Here is a 17,003-nt window from a genome sequence, read left to right as displayed (position 1 = left end):
CAACCGCACCGCCGGGCCGCCGTCATCGGCAGCCTGTCCGACCGATGGGAGAAAGAGATGGGTAGCGACAAGATGGCCGGGGAAACCGACCAGATCAGGAACTCGGCCGACGTCATCACTGCAGGGAAACCCACCGTACCGAAGTGGGACTACCCCAAGGTCACAGCGGAGACCTTGGGGGCTGTCGCGAAGATGCTCGCCGCCGTCCAGGCCAGCATCCAGCGCGGGACCGGATTCGCCGCGCAGGTGAGCACCGGGATGGACTCGTTCGCCCAGATCAACCGGGCCTGCGCAGACGACTACGACAACAACGACGCCACTGGCGCCGCAAGGATTTCGAGCACGGTGGCTACCACCGCCGACCAGCGTTCGATGGTCACTCAGGTCAAGGGCGAACGCGGCTTCTGGGCCGGGGTCAAGGGCTATTGGGGTAGCAACGACGAGAAATACCACCTGCCTCCCGCCGTGACACCGGTCAACTGAGAGGAGACTCCCGATGTACAGCAGTGCTGACCTCGAAAAGTTGCTGACCGCACTCGACAAAGAAGCCAAACCGGCGGTCTCCGTCGCGAAGAGTTTCACCGGTTGGTGGACAGGACTGGTCGGCGCCCTCAACGGCGCCGAGTCGGCCCTGGCCGCTGCCCGCAATCGCCTACGACCCGACAACTGGGACGACGACGCGGGGAACGCGTTCGACGTGCGCTGGAAGATGGCAGACGACTCGTTGAAACCGTGGACCGCCTCGGCGGCACCGAAGCCCGCAGTCACGGATGGACTGGACCAGAAGGTCGTCGACACCCGGGTCCTGCTGGTCAAGGCGATCGAAGATGCCAAAGCGGCCGAAGCCGCCCAGGCGGCCGGAACGACCCAGCAGTACAACGCGAACGGCCAGGAGCCGATCGCCGCGGCCAACGATTCGGCCAAGGCCTTCATCGCGTCCTGGAAGGCGATGCTGGAGACATTCCTGGACGTCGGGGCCACGATCGGTGCCGTACCGCCCAATGTCGGGTGGAACGGCCCGACGGGTGACACCACCGGTCTGCCTGCGAATGCGAACAAGGCGCCTGGCAACAACTCGCGGGCGGCGTCTCCGGGCGGTCCGACTGCGAACGCACCGGCGGACTCCTCAGCCGCTCAGGACCAAGCGGCCGACGATGCAGGAGCGGAGACCGGTGCCGATCCGGGGGCCGCCGACCAGGCCGGTGCTGACGCCGGTGGCGACACCGGCACCGCGTTGGAGCCTGGGACAGGACTGGCAGGGCTGCCCAACACACCGCTACCGATCACACCGATACCGCCGAGCGGCCCGGTGAACCTGCCGGGAGCCCACACGCCACCTCAGCTTCCGCTGATCCCGCCGCCGGGCGGCATCCCCTACCCGCCCGGCACGCCGTTGCCGTCAGCAACGAAACTTCCGAAGGGAGCAGGCCTCGGCAAGTCCGTGCTCGGGGGCGGCGGCGGTCGTGGCGCGCTCGGACTGGGGAAGCAGCACCTGCCTGATTTCAGTGGCGGAACAACCGGGGATGGTGCCACCGGGCCGGCCCAGGCAGCGCGGCAGATGAACAGTCGCGCGCTGCCGACCACGCCACAACCGCCGACGGCTGCGGCGCCACCCGGTTCGACGACGCCGACCGGTACGCCGGCCAGCTCGACCCCACCGCCGATGATGCCGCCCGGGGCGATGGGATCGGGGAACGGCAAGCCGAAACCCGGAACGGCGACTCCGGTCGTCCAGGGCAGAGGCAGGTCGCAGAACCGGTTGCCCGGCGTACCGCCCAAGCTGCGGGGCAGGACGGGGAAGTCCGACGCAGCCAACAGTCTCGCGTCGTTCGGGGCACCGGCAGCGGCCGCCCGTCGGCGGAAGGCCGAGGAGAAGGAGCAGGTCGATACCGTGCAGTTGCTGGACGAGGAACTCTGGACCGTCCAGGATGCACCGGCGCCGCCCGCGGTCAAGCACGGCGGCCTCAGCAGCCGCTGACCGGCCGACAGTAGTAAGGCCCACCGTCCGATCGGACGGTGGGCCTTACTATGTCTCCAGGATGGACGGTCAGCGCAGCGCTGGTGCGGCCGGTTGCTTGCTCGCAGAGGCCGGAGCCAGACCGCTGCCGAGCGGAATCCGGGCCACCAGATTGGCCGGCATCCGGATCGGCCGGGCGCCGGCGAAGCCAAGGATGCCCTGGACGTCCGGGCCGGCCAGGGGATACGCGACGCCGAGATCGCTGACCAGGACCGTGGTGCCGGCCGGCGCCTGTGCAGATGTCATCGTCTCCACCAGCGCAGCTCTGCCCGGAGAGATCACGACCCGGTCGGCCAGCGGCGTGCCGCGACCGGTTCGGGAGACGGTGGTGGCGAGATCGTCCCGCGGCGGCATCGTCACATCGACGGCCAGCTGCGGCACGTCGCGCCCAGGGGCGAAGACCGCGCACAAGGACGACCCGCTGGTCCGCGGACCAGCGAACTCGGGTCGTTCGGCCGGCAGCTGCGCAGGGCCGGCCAACGGTGTCGCGCCTTGGCGCGCCTGCCCGGCCGCGACCAGCCCGATCGGAACGGCGGTCGGCTGCTTGCCTTGGTAGGCCCTGGCCGTCGGCGCAAAAGCGCGCTGGATGTCGTACTGCAACGGCGTGATCGGAACCAGCCGGTCGGACTCGGCCAGGTAGTACTGGCTGACGTCGTCCGACGCCCTCATCACCAGCAGTTGGCCGTTCCGCAGCGAGCTCAGGCCGGGAACGGCCTTCGACGGCTGGCCGAGTTTCGCGACCTGGATCGGGCGCAGCGCGTCGCCGGCCGGCAGCCCGTCGATGAGCTCGACCCCGACCGTTGCCCAGGGCTCCGATCTCAGCGCGAGCCCCACCGTCACAGTGTCCGTACTACGGATCTGGTGCCGGAAGCCGTTCCACAACAAGTACTGATCGCCGGTCTCGGCGACGGCGACCAGCAACGCCTCATCTGCGAGCACCCGGCCCGCCGTAGGAGCCTGACCGACCATCAGCACCGATTCGTCCACCGACGCGCCGGTCTGGTCCTTGGCCGGCTCCGAACACAGTGACCACGGTCCGCCGAGCAATCCCTTGGCGGACGGCAACGAATCCGGCGCGTCGGCGATACCGACCCTGGGTCCCCGCGGCACGCCGGCCAGCGACTTGCTCGAGACATTCATCAACGGGGCGTAACTGCCCTTGGCGAGCAGCGCCGAGACGTAGTTGGCGGTCGGATGCAGCCGCCCGTCGACGTACACGAAGCGGGTGCCGGTCTCCTTCTCCACGATGATCGACTCGCCGTTGCGCCAAGCAGTCTTGCCGCCGGGGACGATCAGGCCGTAGACCGCGAAACCCGCCAGCACGAGGAGTGCCAGCCCGATACTGCCGAAGGCGGCGCCGAGCGGCTTGCGGAACGGCGGCTGCTCGGGATCCGACTCCCGCAGTACGAGAGCCGACACCACTCGCTGGACGAGGAACTGGTGGGACTGCAGTTGATCTCGGCGGTTCGCCATCTCAGCCTCCGAATCCGCGGACGACGGAGTACAGGTCCAGCACCGCGCAGCACAGCGGGATCACCGCCAGGATGACAAGGATCTCCAGCAGTTCGGCGTACCGGCTCAGGTAGGGACTCAGCGGTTTCGTACTCGCGAGCATTCCTATGACGATCACCAGGGCGGCAACCGCCAGCAGGATCAGCCCAGCGGTGGGTGTCGCCATCAGCGGACCTACCGCCAGCGCAGTCAGTCCGCCGACTCCGACCGCCATCATGCCGAGCCGGTGGCGGATCACGGGGTACAGCCGGGCACGGAGGAGGAAGCCGATCGAGAGCAGAGCGACGTACCAGCAGACCGCCCGGCCGCCGGAGCGAACCAGGACGATCTCGCTGCCGATGCCGATCACGGCCGTCGCGAGCAGCAGTCCGGTGAGGAAGGCATCCGCCCGGACGACCGCCAGATAGACGAGCCGGCGCGGAGTCTGTGCTTCGTCGCGCACCAGATCCGCCGTACTCCGCGGCAGTACCGGCATCGGCACCCGGCCCAGCCGGATCGAGAGCGCCCCGAACGTCGGCGAGAAGGCCAGCAGACCGCCCGCGAGGATCGCGGCCGACTCGTGCGGGTCCAGCGAATCCCAGCCGGCCAACCAGCCTCCGATCAGGCCGAGGACCCCGGTCACGATCGCCGCGGCGAACAAGGCGGGCCGGTCGGCGATCCCGGCCAGGCCGAGGATTCCGGTGAGCAGCAACACCGCCGAGGCCAGCAGGAGGTCCGGGGTACCTACCGAGGTCAGGCCACCGGTCCCGGTCAGCATCAATCCGCCACCGGCCGCCGCGAAGACCAGGGCCGAGCCGCCCAGCATGCTTCCTGCTGAGGCGTCACCGAGCGCCCTCGACAGCAAGGTGCCCACCGCCAGCAGAATCGCTGCCACGCCGAGGAACCAGCCGGCCGACGACGACGGCGGTTGCTGCCGGAGTCCGTCGACCAGGACCAGTAGGAGGCCGAGGCCGCCAAGGGCCAGACCTGCTGCTCTTGTGGTGCGCGGCGCCCAGAGGCGACCGGTCCGGCCGGCGCCGTTGGCGATGGCGTCTACTACGTCGTCGTATTCGAGTTCGGGCCAGTCGATGGTTCGCTCGACGAGGTGGAGGATCTCGCCGTCGCGGATTCGTTGCTGGGCCAGGGTTTGGCCGAGCGCCAAGGGGGTGCCGTCGGCTCGGCGGAGGAGCCAGCCGCCGGCCCCGACGCCGTCGTCGGCGAGGTGTTCGCCGGCGGCGCGGAGCAGGGTCGGGACCGTTTCCGCTACTGCTGAGTGTTCGGGCAGGGCCACGTCGATGCGGCGGGTCGGGGCCGCGACGGTGACCCTGACCAGGCCCGTCATCCTCATCTGTCCGCTCCTGTTCGCTGAAGTCGTTGCCGTCAGCGTGCCGGAGGGCGCCGACGTACGGCGGTGTGCGGCAGCTACCGGACACCGGCTGCGGAGACCGGCGGCGCCTTCCTACGCTCAGGAAGAAGTCGAGCGGACGGAGGAAGCCGGTGCGGACGGACGATGCGTTGCTGATGCCCGTTGGGCATGATCTCGGGGTGCTCTTTCCCGAGCCGGGGTCCGATCGGCATCGGCAGCAGGTTCGGCTGGGGGCCGAGGTGATCGAGCTCGAGGATCGCGACTACGCGGTCTGGTTGCTCGCCCACGGCACTGGTGGCGACAACCGGCCGCGGCTCGGCTCGCTGGCAGCCACCGCGCACGAGCTGGGGCTGGACGGCATCGAGTTGACGGTGAAGCGGTTTCTCAACGACGGGTTGCTGGTCGCTGTCGAACCCGGGGAGGCGCAGGCGGTCGAATTCGCCGAGCGGCATCAGTTGGTGCCGTTGATGCTGGGGCTGGGCGGTACGCCGGAGAGCCCCGGGATGCAGCGGATCGGCTTGCTGGGTCAGCCGGTCGTCGAGGTGTCGAACGCCCTGTACGACGTGTGGGCGTGGACCCGGCTGGCTCCGGAGTTGTGGACCGGGTGCCAGGACGCGGCGACGGTGGCTCAGCACGTCGGGGTGACGAATCCCGAGGAGATCGATCCGCACCAGGTGCTGGCCGGCGTACTGCAGAACGTTCACGCGCTGCTCTGTGTCAGAGCGGCGTACTTCGATCGGAGGGTTCGATGAGCGGCACGGTGTTCCCGATCGGCCACTACGGCGGCACCAGGGCCGGTGCCGACGGCGAGTCCGTGCATGCCGTTCGAGTCGGCTGGCAGCAGTACCGGTTGAGCGAGGACGCGTTCACCGTCTGGGTGCTGGCGCATGGAACACCCGAGATCGGCAAAGGCCGGCTGACCGTCGAGGACATCCTGCTGCAGGCTGCGGAGATCCCCGACGCAGGCACTCAGCTGGAGGAGCTGGTGACGCAGGGAGCACTCACCGTCGTAACGGATCGCCCTGACGAGGCGACCGCGTTCGCCAAGCAGCACCGGCTGGACGTGCTGTTCGTGGGGCTGGGGAACGCACCCGATCGACCGGACGGGCACGCGGTCGGCGTACCAGGTCTGGGAGCGGCCGCTGTACTGGATCCGGACTGCTACGAGTTGTGGCAATGGGGTTCGGTGGCGCCGACGCTGTGGCACAGCTGTGAGGTCCGCGCGGCCGTCACGTCCGACCTCGGCCGGGAACAGGGGCCTCTCGATGCACTGGGCGAGATCCTCGGCGATCTGCGGTATCTCCTGGCACACGGCTGTGCCTACCTGGATCTCGCAGACGTCGGCTGAGGCCGGGTGCGAAGATGAGTGCTGCGATGGCCTCGATTCCTTATGACGCGTTGATGCACCGGACCAGCGGACCGGTCGCCGAGATCTTTCTGCTGCCCGGGGAGCGGACTCGGGTGGTCAAGGTTTATCCGCAGGCGCTCGATCGGCGGACGTTCAATGGGGTGGAGGTTGAGCAGGCGCGGTTGGCGGGGTTGCGGGCGGCGGGGTCGGTTGTGCTGGTGGAGGGGTATGACGAGCTGCCGGACGGGCGGACCGGGTTGCGGATGGAGTTCTGTCCGCAGGGGTTGCCGGAGCTGGTGGCGGGTGGGCCGTTGCCGATCGGGGATGTTCTGGTGCTGGGGCAGATTCTGGCCTCGGTGCTGGCGCAGGCGCATGAGATCGGCTTGGTGCACGGCGGTCTGACGCCGGCGAACGTGTTGGAGCGAGCCTCGGGCCAACCCGCTCTGAGCGACTTCGGGGTGAGTCTGCGGCTGCGGTTCCCACGGGATTTGATGGCTGACGCGGCGTACACGGCGCCCGAAGTACTGCGGGACGGCGAGTTGTCCGAGCAGGCCGATGTGTATGGTCTCGGCGCGGTGCTCTACCTCGCTCTGGTCGGCCATTCTCCCTTCCCGGCAAGGACCGGTGAGACGCCGGACGACGTCGTACTGCGGGTGCTTCGCGAGGCTGCTCCGGCTGTCTCCGGGCGGGACGTGCCGGCGGCATTCAGTGAGTTGCTGGGCCGGATGCTGGCCAAGGAACCAACCGAACGACCGGAGGCCGTCGAGGTCGTGGCGGTGCTGGAAGCCCTTCTGTTGCAGGGGGACGGGGCCACCGCGGACGAGTTCGACTTCGATGATTTCCGGGACGAGTTGGCGGCGGCCAGGGTGGCTGAAGTTGCGCCACTGCTGCCGACGCCGGTTGTGAAGACGCCGCGGACGAGGAAGGCGCCGTCCAAAGGGCTGGTGATTGGGGCAGCGGCGGTGGTGGCTCTGCTCGCTGTTGCGGTGCCGGTGATGTTCGGTCGCGAGAAGCAGCAAAGTGAGCCACAGCAGAACAACACCAGTACTTCTACTCCTTCGGCGGCGCCCAGTACGCCGGCCGTCGAGCTGAATCTCCTGCCACCAAAGGACAACGGCACCTCGGTCTCATTGCAGTGGATGAGCTCCAAGCCGCTCACGTACGCCGTGTACGTCGCCGAACAAGGCGGTAAAGGCGCCCAGACCAGCTACAAAGGCAGCGGCACCTCGTTGACCGTGAACGTCGTTCCCGGCCTCAAGTACTGCTTCGAGGTCCAGGGCACCGACGGCCACGCCATCTACATGAGCAAGCCCCTCCCCATCCGCGGCGCCACCTGCGACAGCTGATCAGCTACGGCGAGGGAAGAGGGTGCCAAGTTCCAGGGCAGCCTGGAAGCGTTCCACCAAAGGCCGCGTGCGAAGGCCGCGGCAAACCTCGCGAACACCGTGCCAGGCGAGATCGGTGGTTTCGACCGAGCTCGGCCCGCCCGACCAGAGCGCCTGATCCACCGACCTGGCGACGACGGCAAGGCCGGCCTGCGCACGGGGATCTGCCACCTCAGCGGAGGCCAGCGCGAGGTCCCGGACAGTCATTCCAGACGTTACCGGTACGCCGTGCGCCCGGAGCCGGTCCCTCGCCTCAGCCCAGGCGCCGACAACAGCGGCGTTGCCTGTACGTCGCTTGCGCCGAAAGGCTCGGATGCGCTTCAACAGCGGTACGCCGAGCAGCCAGAGCACCAGCAGCGAGGCCGAGACGACGAAGATCCCCAGCACCGGAACCTTGATGCCGTCCCAGCCGCGGTCCGTGCTGTTCTCCTTCGGCGCCGGCGCGACCTCAGGATCCTCGATCTTGCTGGCCGGCGGCACCTCCGCGCGAGCCTGGTCGGTCACATCCGCCTCACTGCCCGGTACGGCGCTCTGCTGCGAATCGGCTTGCCCTGCAGGATCGAGCGGCCACCAGCCAACACCCTCGACAGCGACCTCCGGCCAGGCGAGGGCGTCGCGATTGCGCACCGTGGACCAGCCACCCGCGTCCTTTCCTGCTGGCGCCCGGAAGCCCACCACCAAGCGGGCCGGGATGCCGACGGACCGCGCGAGCGCGACGTACCCCGCGGCGAACTGCTCGCTCGTCCCCGGCTTGTCGTCAACCAGGAAATCCCGCAGCTGCGGCCAACTGTGCCCGGTCGGCAACGGATCACCGACGGCCAGCTTGTACCGCTTCCGCATGTACGCCTCCAGCGCCAGCGCCGTCGCGAAAGTGGCTCGTTTTCCCGCGACCGCGTCGTCAGCGATCGAGAACACCTCGGCCGGTACGTCGCCGATGTCGCCGAGCCCGCTAGCCGGATCCGCCTCGATCCCGGCACGGAGCAGGAACTTCGCGTCCACGGTCGGCTTCGACCAGGTCAGCTCGTACTTCGCAGGCGCACCGGCCGCGACCAGTGTGCCGCCGATCGGTTCGATCCTCGGTTCGGCGACGCCACTCAGCTTGCGCGGCAGGAGTTGGCCCGGCAACCAAGGTCCGTCCAGACCGGTCAGCTCGACCTCGGCATGCTCGGGCGTCACCGGGACGGTGACGTCGGCATCGGTCGGCAGCGTCGAACCCATCCGCAAGATCGGGTTGCTCGTACTCCAGTTCGCGCCGTCGAAGTCGTCCAGCGCCACCTGCCGCCAACGGCCGACGGGTCCAGCCGCCTTGTACCGGAACACCACCTTGTCCTGATTCCGCTTGTCGAGCCTGGCCGCCAACTCGTCGAGCGGATTGGCCACCGGCCTCGACGGCGCCGACGTACTCTGCACCTGCTGCAACGTGTACGGGCGTCGACCGACGGGATCGACCGCGCTCACCACAGCTCCGGTCACCACCGCCACGACGGCCAGCAGCGCGGCTGCGAGAACCGGCCGACGGCGAGAGTTTCCCACTCTGTCCGGCAAGAGCAGTCCCGCCACGACGAGGCCGTAGCCGAGGGCAACCAGTACCGCGTTCAGCCCGGTCAGCGCGATGTACAGCTGACTCACGCCGACCACGATGAGGCTCGGCAGCACGGCGACCAGCGGCGGCGTACGGTCCAGGAACTCGACAGCCAGCAGGCAGGCGATCAGTACCAGCAGCGGAACGAACAGCACCAGATCCGGATCAGGTCGGGCCGGCCAGGTGGACTCCAGCGTCAGGTGCCACGAGGTCAGACCGTGCCCCAGCGCACGGATCGAAGTAGGCGTCGGAAGACCTGCCACGGTAGTTGCTATCAGCACCGTTTCGATGATCGCCAGCAGTCCGGCCAGTGCGACGAGGAACGGACGCCAGACAGTCAGTGCAGGCTTGTAGCGGCAAAGCTCGGTGATGGCATAGACGGTCAGGCAGACCGCAGCGACCGGAAGCACCAGAGATCGCACGGTGAAGACCGGCCCGAAGCAGAGCCCGGCAATCAAGGCGCCGAGCAATGCGGCGACCGTACGTCGGCGGGTGTTCATCCGATCACGCCCGTCCACTGCTGCAACGCCTCGGTCGCGTCGGCGGCCAAGATGACGCGAGCGCCGAGGATCGGGGCGACACCGTGCACCGGTCCGAGTCCGAGAACGGTCACCGAGCTGTAGCGCACCAGTAGCGGGGCGAGATCGCCGGCCGTTCCCCGGGCGCCGGTCACGACGACGATCGCGCCGCCACTCGACGAGCCAGTAGTGAGCGCCTTGGGCAACAAACCGGACCGGTCGTCGCTTTGCTCGACGACACAGAGCTCATCCAGGAACAACCGCGAGGCCATGGCACCACCCGGTGCGGCGAGATCGGTGCCGGCCGAGGTCAACAGCCGGCAGCGGTGTCCGGCCATCGACGCTGCGAAAAGCACCGAGGCAGCTACCTCGACGGCTTCTTCAAAGGTTGCAGCGGGCAACGGCTCCGTTCGGGTGTCCAGCAGCACGGTCAGGCGAGGCTGGTCCGGGTCGACGAAGTCACGCACCATCAACTGCCCGGTCCGCGCGGTCGCCTTCCAGTGCAGGTGCCTGACCTCGTCCCCGACGACGTACGGCCGGACATCGCGAAGGTCCGCGGATCCGCGCAGCGAGTCGTCGGCGGTCCGGCCGACGTGGTGGTGGCGTGGCCGGCCGGCCACCACTGTCCGGGTCGGATGCCGCTTCGGATGCACCCAGAGGGTCGCCGTTTCGCCGGTGGGCAGGCGGTTCCGGGCCAGGCCGAGCGGATCGCGGCGCTCGAGCGTCAACGGCCCGACCTCGATCCGGCCGCGCCGCGACGTCGGCAGTTCATACCGGTACGTCGCTTCGCTGTCCGGCCCGAGTCGCCGGATCCGGACCTGCTGGCGTTCCGTGCCGGCCGAGTCGTGAGCGTCGAACGCGGGCTGCCAACTCGATCCGGTGTTGCGGACCCGCAAGGTCGCCAGCGCGGCCCGGCCGCGTTCGACCCGATCGGGGGTGAGCCCACGCTGGACCGAGACCTTGGGACCCCGGACCGTCAGCAGTACCGCGGCCAGCACCGCCCCCAGTCCGAGCCCACCAAGGGCTCTGAACACGGGATAGCCGCCGAGCTCGCCCAGGCCGTACGCCGCCCCGGCCGAGACCAGCACGGCAATCCCGCGACCGGTCAGACGCACAACCTCACTCCGTCCAGGTCACGTGGTTCGATTCCTTGTCATCAGGTCCGCTCATGACGACCCAGACGTCGCCGCCCGTGTCGTCGTTGTAGAACTTGTTGACCGTGATGGCCCCGTTCGCATCTGTGGTGAGCGGCTCAGGACCTTCCGGGTGCAGCGCCCCGAAGTTGCTCGTGTAGCCCTGGAAGTAGTAGGTGGTGTTCGGACGGAAGTTCCGGACCTTGATGTGGATGTAGTAGCAGCCGCCGGTGCAGGTGTCGTCCTCGCCGTCGAAGCGCGGTCCCTGGCTGATCGTGAGCGTGCCTTGCTGTGCAGGAGCCTTCGGGGTGGCGCTCACTGTGGCGATCTTGCCCGTCATCACACCGTTCGGACCCGACGTGACCACCACTACGGCGAACGTGTAGGTCTTGCCGTTCGTCAGCCCGGTCCACTTGTAGCTGGTGCCAGTGGTGTTCTTCGCAGTGCCGTTCTGGCTGATCCCGTACCGAACCAGCTTCCCGCCGTTCAGGTTCGGCCGTCGCCACGACAGCGTGACCGCGCCCGAAGATGCCTTCGCCCGCAAGCTGAGCACGGCATCCGCCGGACTGACCGCGGCCGCCGGAGTGGCAGCATCGGAGGCGCCCGGGCCGGTGCCGACGCGGTTCACCGCACGAACGGTGAACGTGTACGCCGTACCGTTGGTCAGCCCGGTCGCCGTGATCTTCCGGGTCGACCCGCTGACGGTCTTGCTCCCACCGGCCCACGACACGACGTACGACGTGATCTGGGCACCGTTGGAAGCGGCCGCACCCCAGCTGACTGTGGCAGCACCGGTTCCGGCGGTCGCGGAGACCTTGCTGGGTGCGCCCGGCCGGCTGGCGGAGACCGTCGGTTTGTCCGGCGGCGGCTTGACCGGGCGATCCGGCCGATCGTCCTCCGGCTGAACCGGGTCGGTCGTGCGCGGCGGCTCCACCGGCTTGGTCGGCACCGGCTGATCCGGCTTCGGCTGATCGGGCTTCGGCTGGTCCGGCTTGGGCTGGTCAGGTTTGGGCTGATCCGGCTTCGGCTGGTCCGGCTTCGGGTTGTCGCCCGGCTTCTTCACCGGTCCCTGGACCTCGACCTGCGTCACCTGACCGTCGTCGTCGACAACCATCGTGTGCTCGCCGCCGACACTGTCCACATACAGCCGTGAATCGCTGCCACGGAACAACCCTGGCCGCGCGTCCGGCCCCGCCTTGGTGTTCTTCGAAGGCGCCGGGATCTGACTGGCCGCCTGCTGCTTCCCCTCCCGGTCCAGGGTGATCAGCTTCGAGTGCGTGGAGTCGATCAGCGCAACCCCGTTGCCGGACGATGCGATCTGGTCGAACCGCCCAGGACCGAGTTCCTTGACGACCGGCCTGACCGGCGGCTTGGCCGAGGTCAACGCGGATGCGTCGACCAGCTGCAGCAGGTTCTTCTTCGGATCCAGGATCGCGACCTGGCCGGCCACGTCGTTCGTCGCGACGATCGAGGCGGGCGACAACTGCAGGCTGGTCAATGGAACGACCCGTCCGAAGCCGTCATCGCCGACACTCCGCATTTCCTTGGCAGTCGTGTCGACGAAGACCGCCTGATCCCCAACCAGGGTCAGCGAACCGAGGTGGCCGACCGGAAGCCGCGCAGTACAGGTCAGGCGGTTGGCGACGAGCGAAAGCTGGCACAGCTGGCTGCTGGCGAGGTTGTGCACCCAGAGCGTTCCGCCGGTAGTGACCACCGGTTGGCCCAGCCGGCCACCGGCTGAAACCACCACGGGATTCTGGCCGAAGCGCTGGATGCTGCCGGCCTCCCGATACACGGCGTACGCCGCAGGCCCGGCCTCCAGGCCGACCGGCCGTTCGTCGGTCGGCGCCGGGAGCGGGTCGGACACCTTCAGGTCCGACTTGCCCCACTCGGTGACGCTGCCGTCGGCGAGCATGAAGCCGCTCTTGTCGGTCTCGACCACCTGGGTGTTCGGCCCGCCGCCGGGCACGTGCACCTGGCCGTCGACGTTCTTGGTCTCACCGTTGACGTGGAAGACGGTGCCGAGCGTGCTGTTGTAGATCGAGTGCCCGGACCGGAAGAACTGCGCTCCGGTCGCACCGCTACTCGCACCGGTGACGGCCAGCGCGGTCACCACCATGCAGACGGCAACTACTCCACCGAGACCGGCCCGGCCGCGCCAACCGCCTGCCTCGTCGCCCTGCCCGACGGCGATCCGCCGCATTGTCTTGAGGAGATTCATGATGGCTCTCAGACCGCGCCGAGGCTGGCCGTCGGGGCCGTCGTCGCGGCGAGGACCTCGTCGACGACCGAGGACGGGGGCCGCTGGCTGAGTTCGGCATCCGGCGTCAGGATCAGGCGGTGGGCCAGCACCGGCTGGGCCACCTGCTTGATGTCGTCCGGCGTGGTGAAGGCCCGGCCGTCGGTCGCCGCGTACGCACGGGCCGCGCGGACCAGCGCGATGCTGCCACGCGGGCTCGCGCCGTACCGGACAGCGGTGTGCTCTCGCGTCGCGGCGGCCAGCTTCACGGCGTACGAGCTGATCGCGGGGTCGACGTGCACCGACCGGACCGCCGCGATCGCGTTCCGCAGGGCCGGTACGTCGATCACCGGGCTGAGCGAGTCGGGCCCGATCCGGCCGGTGTCCCCGAGGACGATCCGTACTTCGGCGTCGTGGTCGGGGTAGCCGATCTCGATCCGCATCAGGAACCGGTCGAGCTGGGCCTCGGGCAGCCGGTAGGTGCCCTCCATCTCGATCGGGTTCTGGGTGCCGATCACCAGGAACGGGTCCGGTACGGCGCGGGTGATCGAGTCGACGGTGACCCGGCGCTCGGCCATCACCTCGAGCAACGCCGACTGCGTCTTCGGCGTACCCCGGTTGATCTCGTCGGCGACCACCACGTTGGCGAAGATGCCACCCGGGTGGAACTCGAACGCCTGGTTGCCCTGGTGGTAGACCATCACGCCGGTGATGTCACCGGGCAGCAGGTCGGGGGTGAACTGGATCCGGTTCCAGGTCGCGTCGATGCTGCGCGCGATGCACCGGGCCAGCGTGGTCTTGCCGAGCCCCGGGACATCCTCGATCAGCAGATGTCCCTCGGCGAACAGCGCGGTCAGCGCCAGCCGGATCACCTCCGGCTTGCCATGGATCACCTTCTGCAGGTTGTCCGCGACCAGTCGGTACGCCTCGCCCGGCGGGATGGTGGCACTCATCTGTTACTCCGAACGCGTGAGGGGCTGCTCACATCGGAGGCTAAGTCAGCGCCGGTACAGCCGTCGTCCAGATCTGGTACAGACCGTGACGGAGCGATAGCAGCAGAGGGAAAACCTTCGCGAAATCAGGGCATCGGTACGGCGGGTAGGCGGAACTCGAAGATCGCGCCGCCCTCGTCGGCGTTGTAGACCCGCAGGTCACCGCCATGGGACAACGCGACCCAGCGGACGATCGACAGGCCGAGCCCGGACGATCCGGCGCCGCTGGTGAAGCGCTCGAAGAGCTCGTCACCGAGCGCCGGGTCGACACCAGGTCCTTGGTCGGCAACGGTCACCCGGCCGTCCGCGACCGTCACGGTGACGATCGCTTCGCCGGTCGGCCCGCGACCGTGCCGGAGCGCGTTGTCGAGAAGGTTGCCGATGGCCCGTTGGAGCAACGCCGGGTCGGCCCGCACCATCGTCGGCGCGGTCACCACCGAGACCCTGGCCGAGCTCGTGCCGAGGGTGTCCTCGACGACGCCCGCCACCAACTGGTCCAGCCAGACCGGCTGCATCGTCAGCTGCTCGACACCGGCCGCGAGCCGGGCCCGGACCAGCAGGCCGTCGATGATGTCGCCCATCCGCCCTGCCAGCCGGACGGTTCGCGGCAACAGCTCGGCCCGCTGCTGCGGATCAGCCGCGGCAGTCTCGGCCAGTGCCCGCAGCGCGGCGACCGGCGTACGGAGGTCGTGGGCGGTTTCTGCGAGCAGGACTTCCTGCTGTTCAAGGGCTGCCGAGGCCGGGCGGATCGCGCGGCCGGAGAGCCAGTAGCCGATCGCCGAGGCTGCCGTGAGCAGGAGAGCGCAGCCGATCAGTACGGCGATCACCAGCTGCTGATGGTCGCGGTTCGCCTCACGAACGTCCTTCCAGGCCAGCACCGCACCGGCGTACCGGCCGCTGGAGTCCTTGAAGGCCTCGGATCGCAGGCGGACGGGATCGCCGTTGACCGCCTTCAGGTCGGTCAAGGTCGTGTTGCCGCTCTTGGTGGTCTGGGCCGCGATCGCGTTCAGCACCGCGGGATCCATCGGCGCACAGTCGTCCGTACTCCGGTGCGCCAGGAACGGGGTCGCGACACCGGGCAGGATCACGAACTGGGGGCAGTTGTTGTTCAGCGGATCGAGGTTGACCGCGGTGAACTCGAGACCGCTGCTCTCGTTGATCAGCCGCAGCACGACCTGGGTGACGACCTTCAGGTCGCCGTCGACCCGGTCGCCGGCCCGGTTGGTGTCCAAGATGATGATCATCGGCGCGAAGACGACCAGGCCGATCGTGTTCATCGCGGTGAAGATCGCGGTCAGCCGCCAGCGCAGCCGCCGCAACCGCCCGGCCGCCGGGCCCTTCATCGACCGGAACCGGAAGATGCCGAGTTGCTCAGCCGGTAGCCCTGGCCGCGGATCGCCTGGATCAGCTCGGGGCCGCGGAGCTTGGTGCGCAGCCGCTTGATGGTCTGGTCGACCACGTTCGACATCGGGTCCGCGGCGGCGTCCCAGCAGTGCTCGATCAGTTCGCTGCGGGTCACCGCCTGGCCGGGCCGGACGATCAGGTATTCGAGCACCGAGAACTCCTTCGCGGTCAACGTCAGCAACACCCCCGCCCGGCGGACCTCGCGGCGGCCGGTGTCGACCTCCACGTCGGAGAAGCGCAGCACCGGCGGCCGGCCGACGCCGGCCCGGCGGCAGAGGCTGAGCACCCGGGCGGTCAGCTCGGCGACGGCGAACGGTTTGACCAGGTAGTCGTCCCCGCCGTGCTCGAAACCGTCCACCCGGTCGGCCAACGTGTCACGTGCGGTCAGGAACAGCACCGGAACCGCCCAGCCCTCTTGCCGGCGGGAGCGAATGTAGCCGATCGAATCGCCGTCCGGCAGCATCCGGTCGAACACCACGCAGTCGTAGGAGTTCACGAACAGCGCCTCGTCGGCGCTCGCGATGTCGCCCACGCTGTCCACCGCGAGCGCGGCCGTCCGCAACCCTGCGGAGACCGCGATCCGCAGGTCCTCGTCGTCCTCTACCACCAGTACGCGCACCGTCGGCCGCCCGTGTCATCGAAATGTCATCGTCGACACGGATCGTATGTGTCATGAACGGTCACTCAGCGCATACGCCGGCCCGGGTCGCCTTCCGGGTACTGGGTCCGCTCGAGGTCGAAGGCCCCGACGGACGGCTCCTCGACGTCGGTGGCGGCAAGCCCGCCACCGTGCTGACGCTGCTGCTCCTGCACCGCAACGCCTGGGTCAGCACCGACCAGCTGATCGACGCCGTCTGGGCCGGGCGGGACGTCCCGCCGTCGGCGCAGCGGAATCTGAAGACCTACGTCTGGCAGCTGCGCCGGGCGCTGCCCGGCGAGCGGATCGAGAGCCGGCCGGGTGCCTACCGGGTGTCGGTTCTGCCTGGTGAGCTGGACGCGGATCTCGCCGCCGACCTGTCCGACCGGGTGCACCGGCTGCCGGCCACCGACGCCGGTGCGGCGGAGGCCACCGTGCTGGTAGAGCAGGCGCTCGCACTCTGGCGCGGCTGCCCGTACGACGGGTTGACGGGTGACGCGAGCACCGCGGTCGACCGGCTGACCGAGTTGCACCGGTCGCTGCGCGAGGATCTCGCCGACGCGCAACTGGTGCTCGGCCGGTCCGCAGACGCGATCTCGCTGCTCCGCGCGCTCACCGACGAGGAGCCGCTGCGCGAACTGGCCTGGGCCAAGCTGATGGTCGCCCTTCGCCAGACCGGTCGCCGCCATGACGCGCTCGCGGCGTACCAGCGGGCCCGGACCGCCCTGGTGCGCGAGCTCGGCATCGAGCCCGGCGCCGAACTCACCACCCTCCACCAAGCAATCCTCAACGACGAAGGCACCGGCCAGAGTGCCTGGAACCAGGCAGGCGCCGGCGGCTGGGCGGGCCACGCCGGCGCCGCCACCCCGGCGGACGGCTCCCACCCGGAGC

At 69.0% G+C, this 17,003-nt stretch carries 14 protein-coding genes; 6 read left to right on the top strand and 8 right to left on the bottom strand.

The annotated features are described in order from the left end of the window. Window positions 1-57: 57 nt before the first annotated feature. Both ABZ004_RS13090 and ABZ004_RS13085 read left to right on the top strand, forming a co-directional pair. The gene (locus tag ABZ004_RS13090; RefSeq protein WP_355680037.1) at window positions 58-483 is read left to right on the top strand and encodes a hypothetical protein; all 426 of its coding nucleotides are present in this window, start codon (window positions 58-60) and stop codon (window positions 481-483) included. 13 nt (window positions 484-496) lie between these two features. Further along, on the top strand, window positions 497-1,978 hold the full coding sequence (locus tag ABZ004_RS13085; protein WP_355680036.1) for a hypothetical protein: 1,482 nt from the start codon (window positions 497-499) through the stop codon (window positions 1,976-1,978). A 69-nt stretch (window positions 1,979-2,047) separates the two neighbouring features. Here the strand turns inward: ABZ004_RS13085 and eccB are convergent, their stop codons facing one another. After that, window positions 2,048-3,490: a type VII secretion protein EccB gene (gene eccB, locus ABZ004_RS13080; RefSeq protein WP_355680035.1), complete on the bottom strand. Its 1,443-nt coding sequence runs from the start codon at window positions 3,488-3,490 to the stop codon at window positions 2,048-2,050. 1 nt (window position 3,491) lies between these two features. Then, window positions 3,492-4,856: a type VII secretion integral membrane protein EccD gene (gene eccD / locus ABZ004_RS13075; protein WP_355680034.1), complete on the bottom strand. Its 1,365-nt coding sequence runs from the start codon at window positions 4,854-4,856 to the stop codon at window positions 3,492-3,494. 149 nt (window positions 4,857-5,005) lie between these two features. Here eccD and ABZ004_RS13070 point away from each other — a divergent pair, with 149 nt between their 5' ends. The 3 genes from ABZ004_RS13070 to ABZ004_RS13060 are packed head-to-tail and all read left to right on the top strand — an operon-like array spanning window position 5,006 to window position 7,568. Beyond that, on the top strand, window positions 5,006-5,626 hold the full coding sequence (locus ABZ004_RS13070; protein WP_355680033.1) for a hypothetical protein: 621 nt from the start codon (window positions 5,006-5,008) through the stop codon (window positions 5,624-5,626). After that, complete coding sequence (locus tag ABZ004_RS13065) at window positions 5,623-6,222, top strand: hypothetical protein (protein WP_355680032.1); 600 nt, start codon at window positions 5,623-5,625, stop codon at window positions 6,220-6,222. The genes ABZ004_RS13070 and ABZ004_RS13065 overlap by 4 nt, the downstream gene beginning before the upstream one ends. Window positions 6,223-6,236: 14 nt before the next feature. Further along, window positions 6,237-7,568 (top strand): protein kinase, encoded by a 1,332-nt coding sequence (locus tag ABZ004_RS13060; protein ID WP_355680031.1) that lies wholly within the window; start codon window positions 6,237-6,239, stop codon window positions 7,566-7,568. On the opposite strand, the gene ABZ004_RS13055 is transcribed toward ABZ004_RS13060, so the two are convergent. From ABZ004_RS13055 to ABZ004_RS13030, 6 genes are all read right to left on the bottom strand, one after another. Then, window positions 7,569-9,689, bottom strand: coding sequence for a transglutaminaseTgpA domain-containing protein (locus tag ABZ004_RS13055; protein WP_355680030.1), 2,121 nt, complete (start codon window positions 9,687-9,689; stop codon window positions 7,569-7,571). Continuing rightward, window positions 9,686-10,822 (bottom strand): DUF58 domain-containing protein, encoded by a 1,137-nt coding sequence (locus tag ABZ004_RS13050; protein WP_355680029.1) that lies wholly within the window; start codon window positions 10,820-10,822, stop codon window positions 9,686-9,688. The genes ABZ004_RS13055 and ABZ004_RS13050 overlap by 4 nt, the downstream gene beginning before the upstream one ends. 4 nt (window positions 10,823-10,826) lie before the next feature. Next, window positions 10,827-13,061 (bottom strand): fibronectin type III domain-containing protein, encoded by a 2,235-nt coding sequence (locus ABZ004_RS13045; RefSeq protein ID WP_355680028.1) that lies wholly within the window; start codon window positions 13,059-13,061, stop codon window positions 10,827-10,829. A gap of 8 nt (window positions 13,062-13,069) precedes the next feature. Further along, window positions 13,070-14,032: a MoxR family ATPase gene (locus ABZ004_RS13040; protein WP_355680027.1), complete on the bottom strand. Its 963-nt coding sequence runs from the start codon at window positions 14,030-14,032 to the stop codon at window positions 13,070-13,072. Between the two features lie 125 nt (window positions 14,033-14,157). After that, complete coding sequence (locus ABZ004_RS13035) at window positions 14,158-15,414, bottom strand: HAMP domain-containing sensor histidine kinase (protein WP_355680026.1); 1,257 nt, start codon at window positions 15,412-15,414, stop codon at window positions 14,158-14,160. Continuing rightward, complete coding sequence (locus ABZ004_RS13030; RefSeq protein ID WP_355680025.1) at window positions 15,411-16,094, bottom strand: response regulator transcription factor; 684 nt, start codon at window positions 16,092-16,094, stop codon at window positions 15,411-15,413. The genes ABZ004_RS13035 and ABZ004_RS13030 overlap by 4 nt, the downstream gene beginning before the upstream one ends. 53 nt (window positions 16,095-16,147) lie before the next feature. On the opposite strand from ABZ004_RS13030, the gene ABZ004_RS13025 reads away from it, so the two are divergent. Further along, window positions 16,148-17,003: AfsR/SARP family transcriptional regulator (locus tag ABZ004_RS13025; protein WP_355680024.1), on the top strand; the 856-nt coding region annotated here is incomplete at its 3' end.

This window comes from Kribbella sp. NPDC006257 (assembly GCF_040613535.1).
GTDB lineage: Bacteria > Actinomycetota > Actinomycetes > Propionibacteriales > Kribbellaceae > Kribbella.
This window is presented reverse-complemented; position numbering and strand designations above follow the sequence as displayed.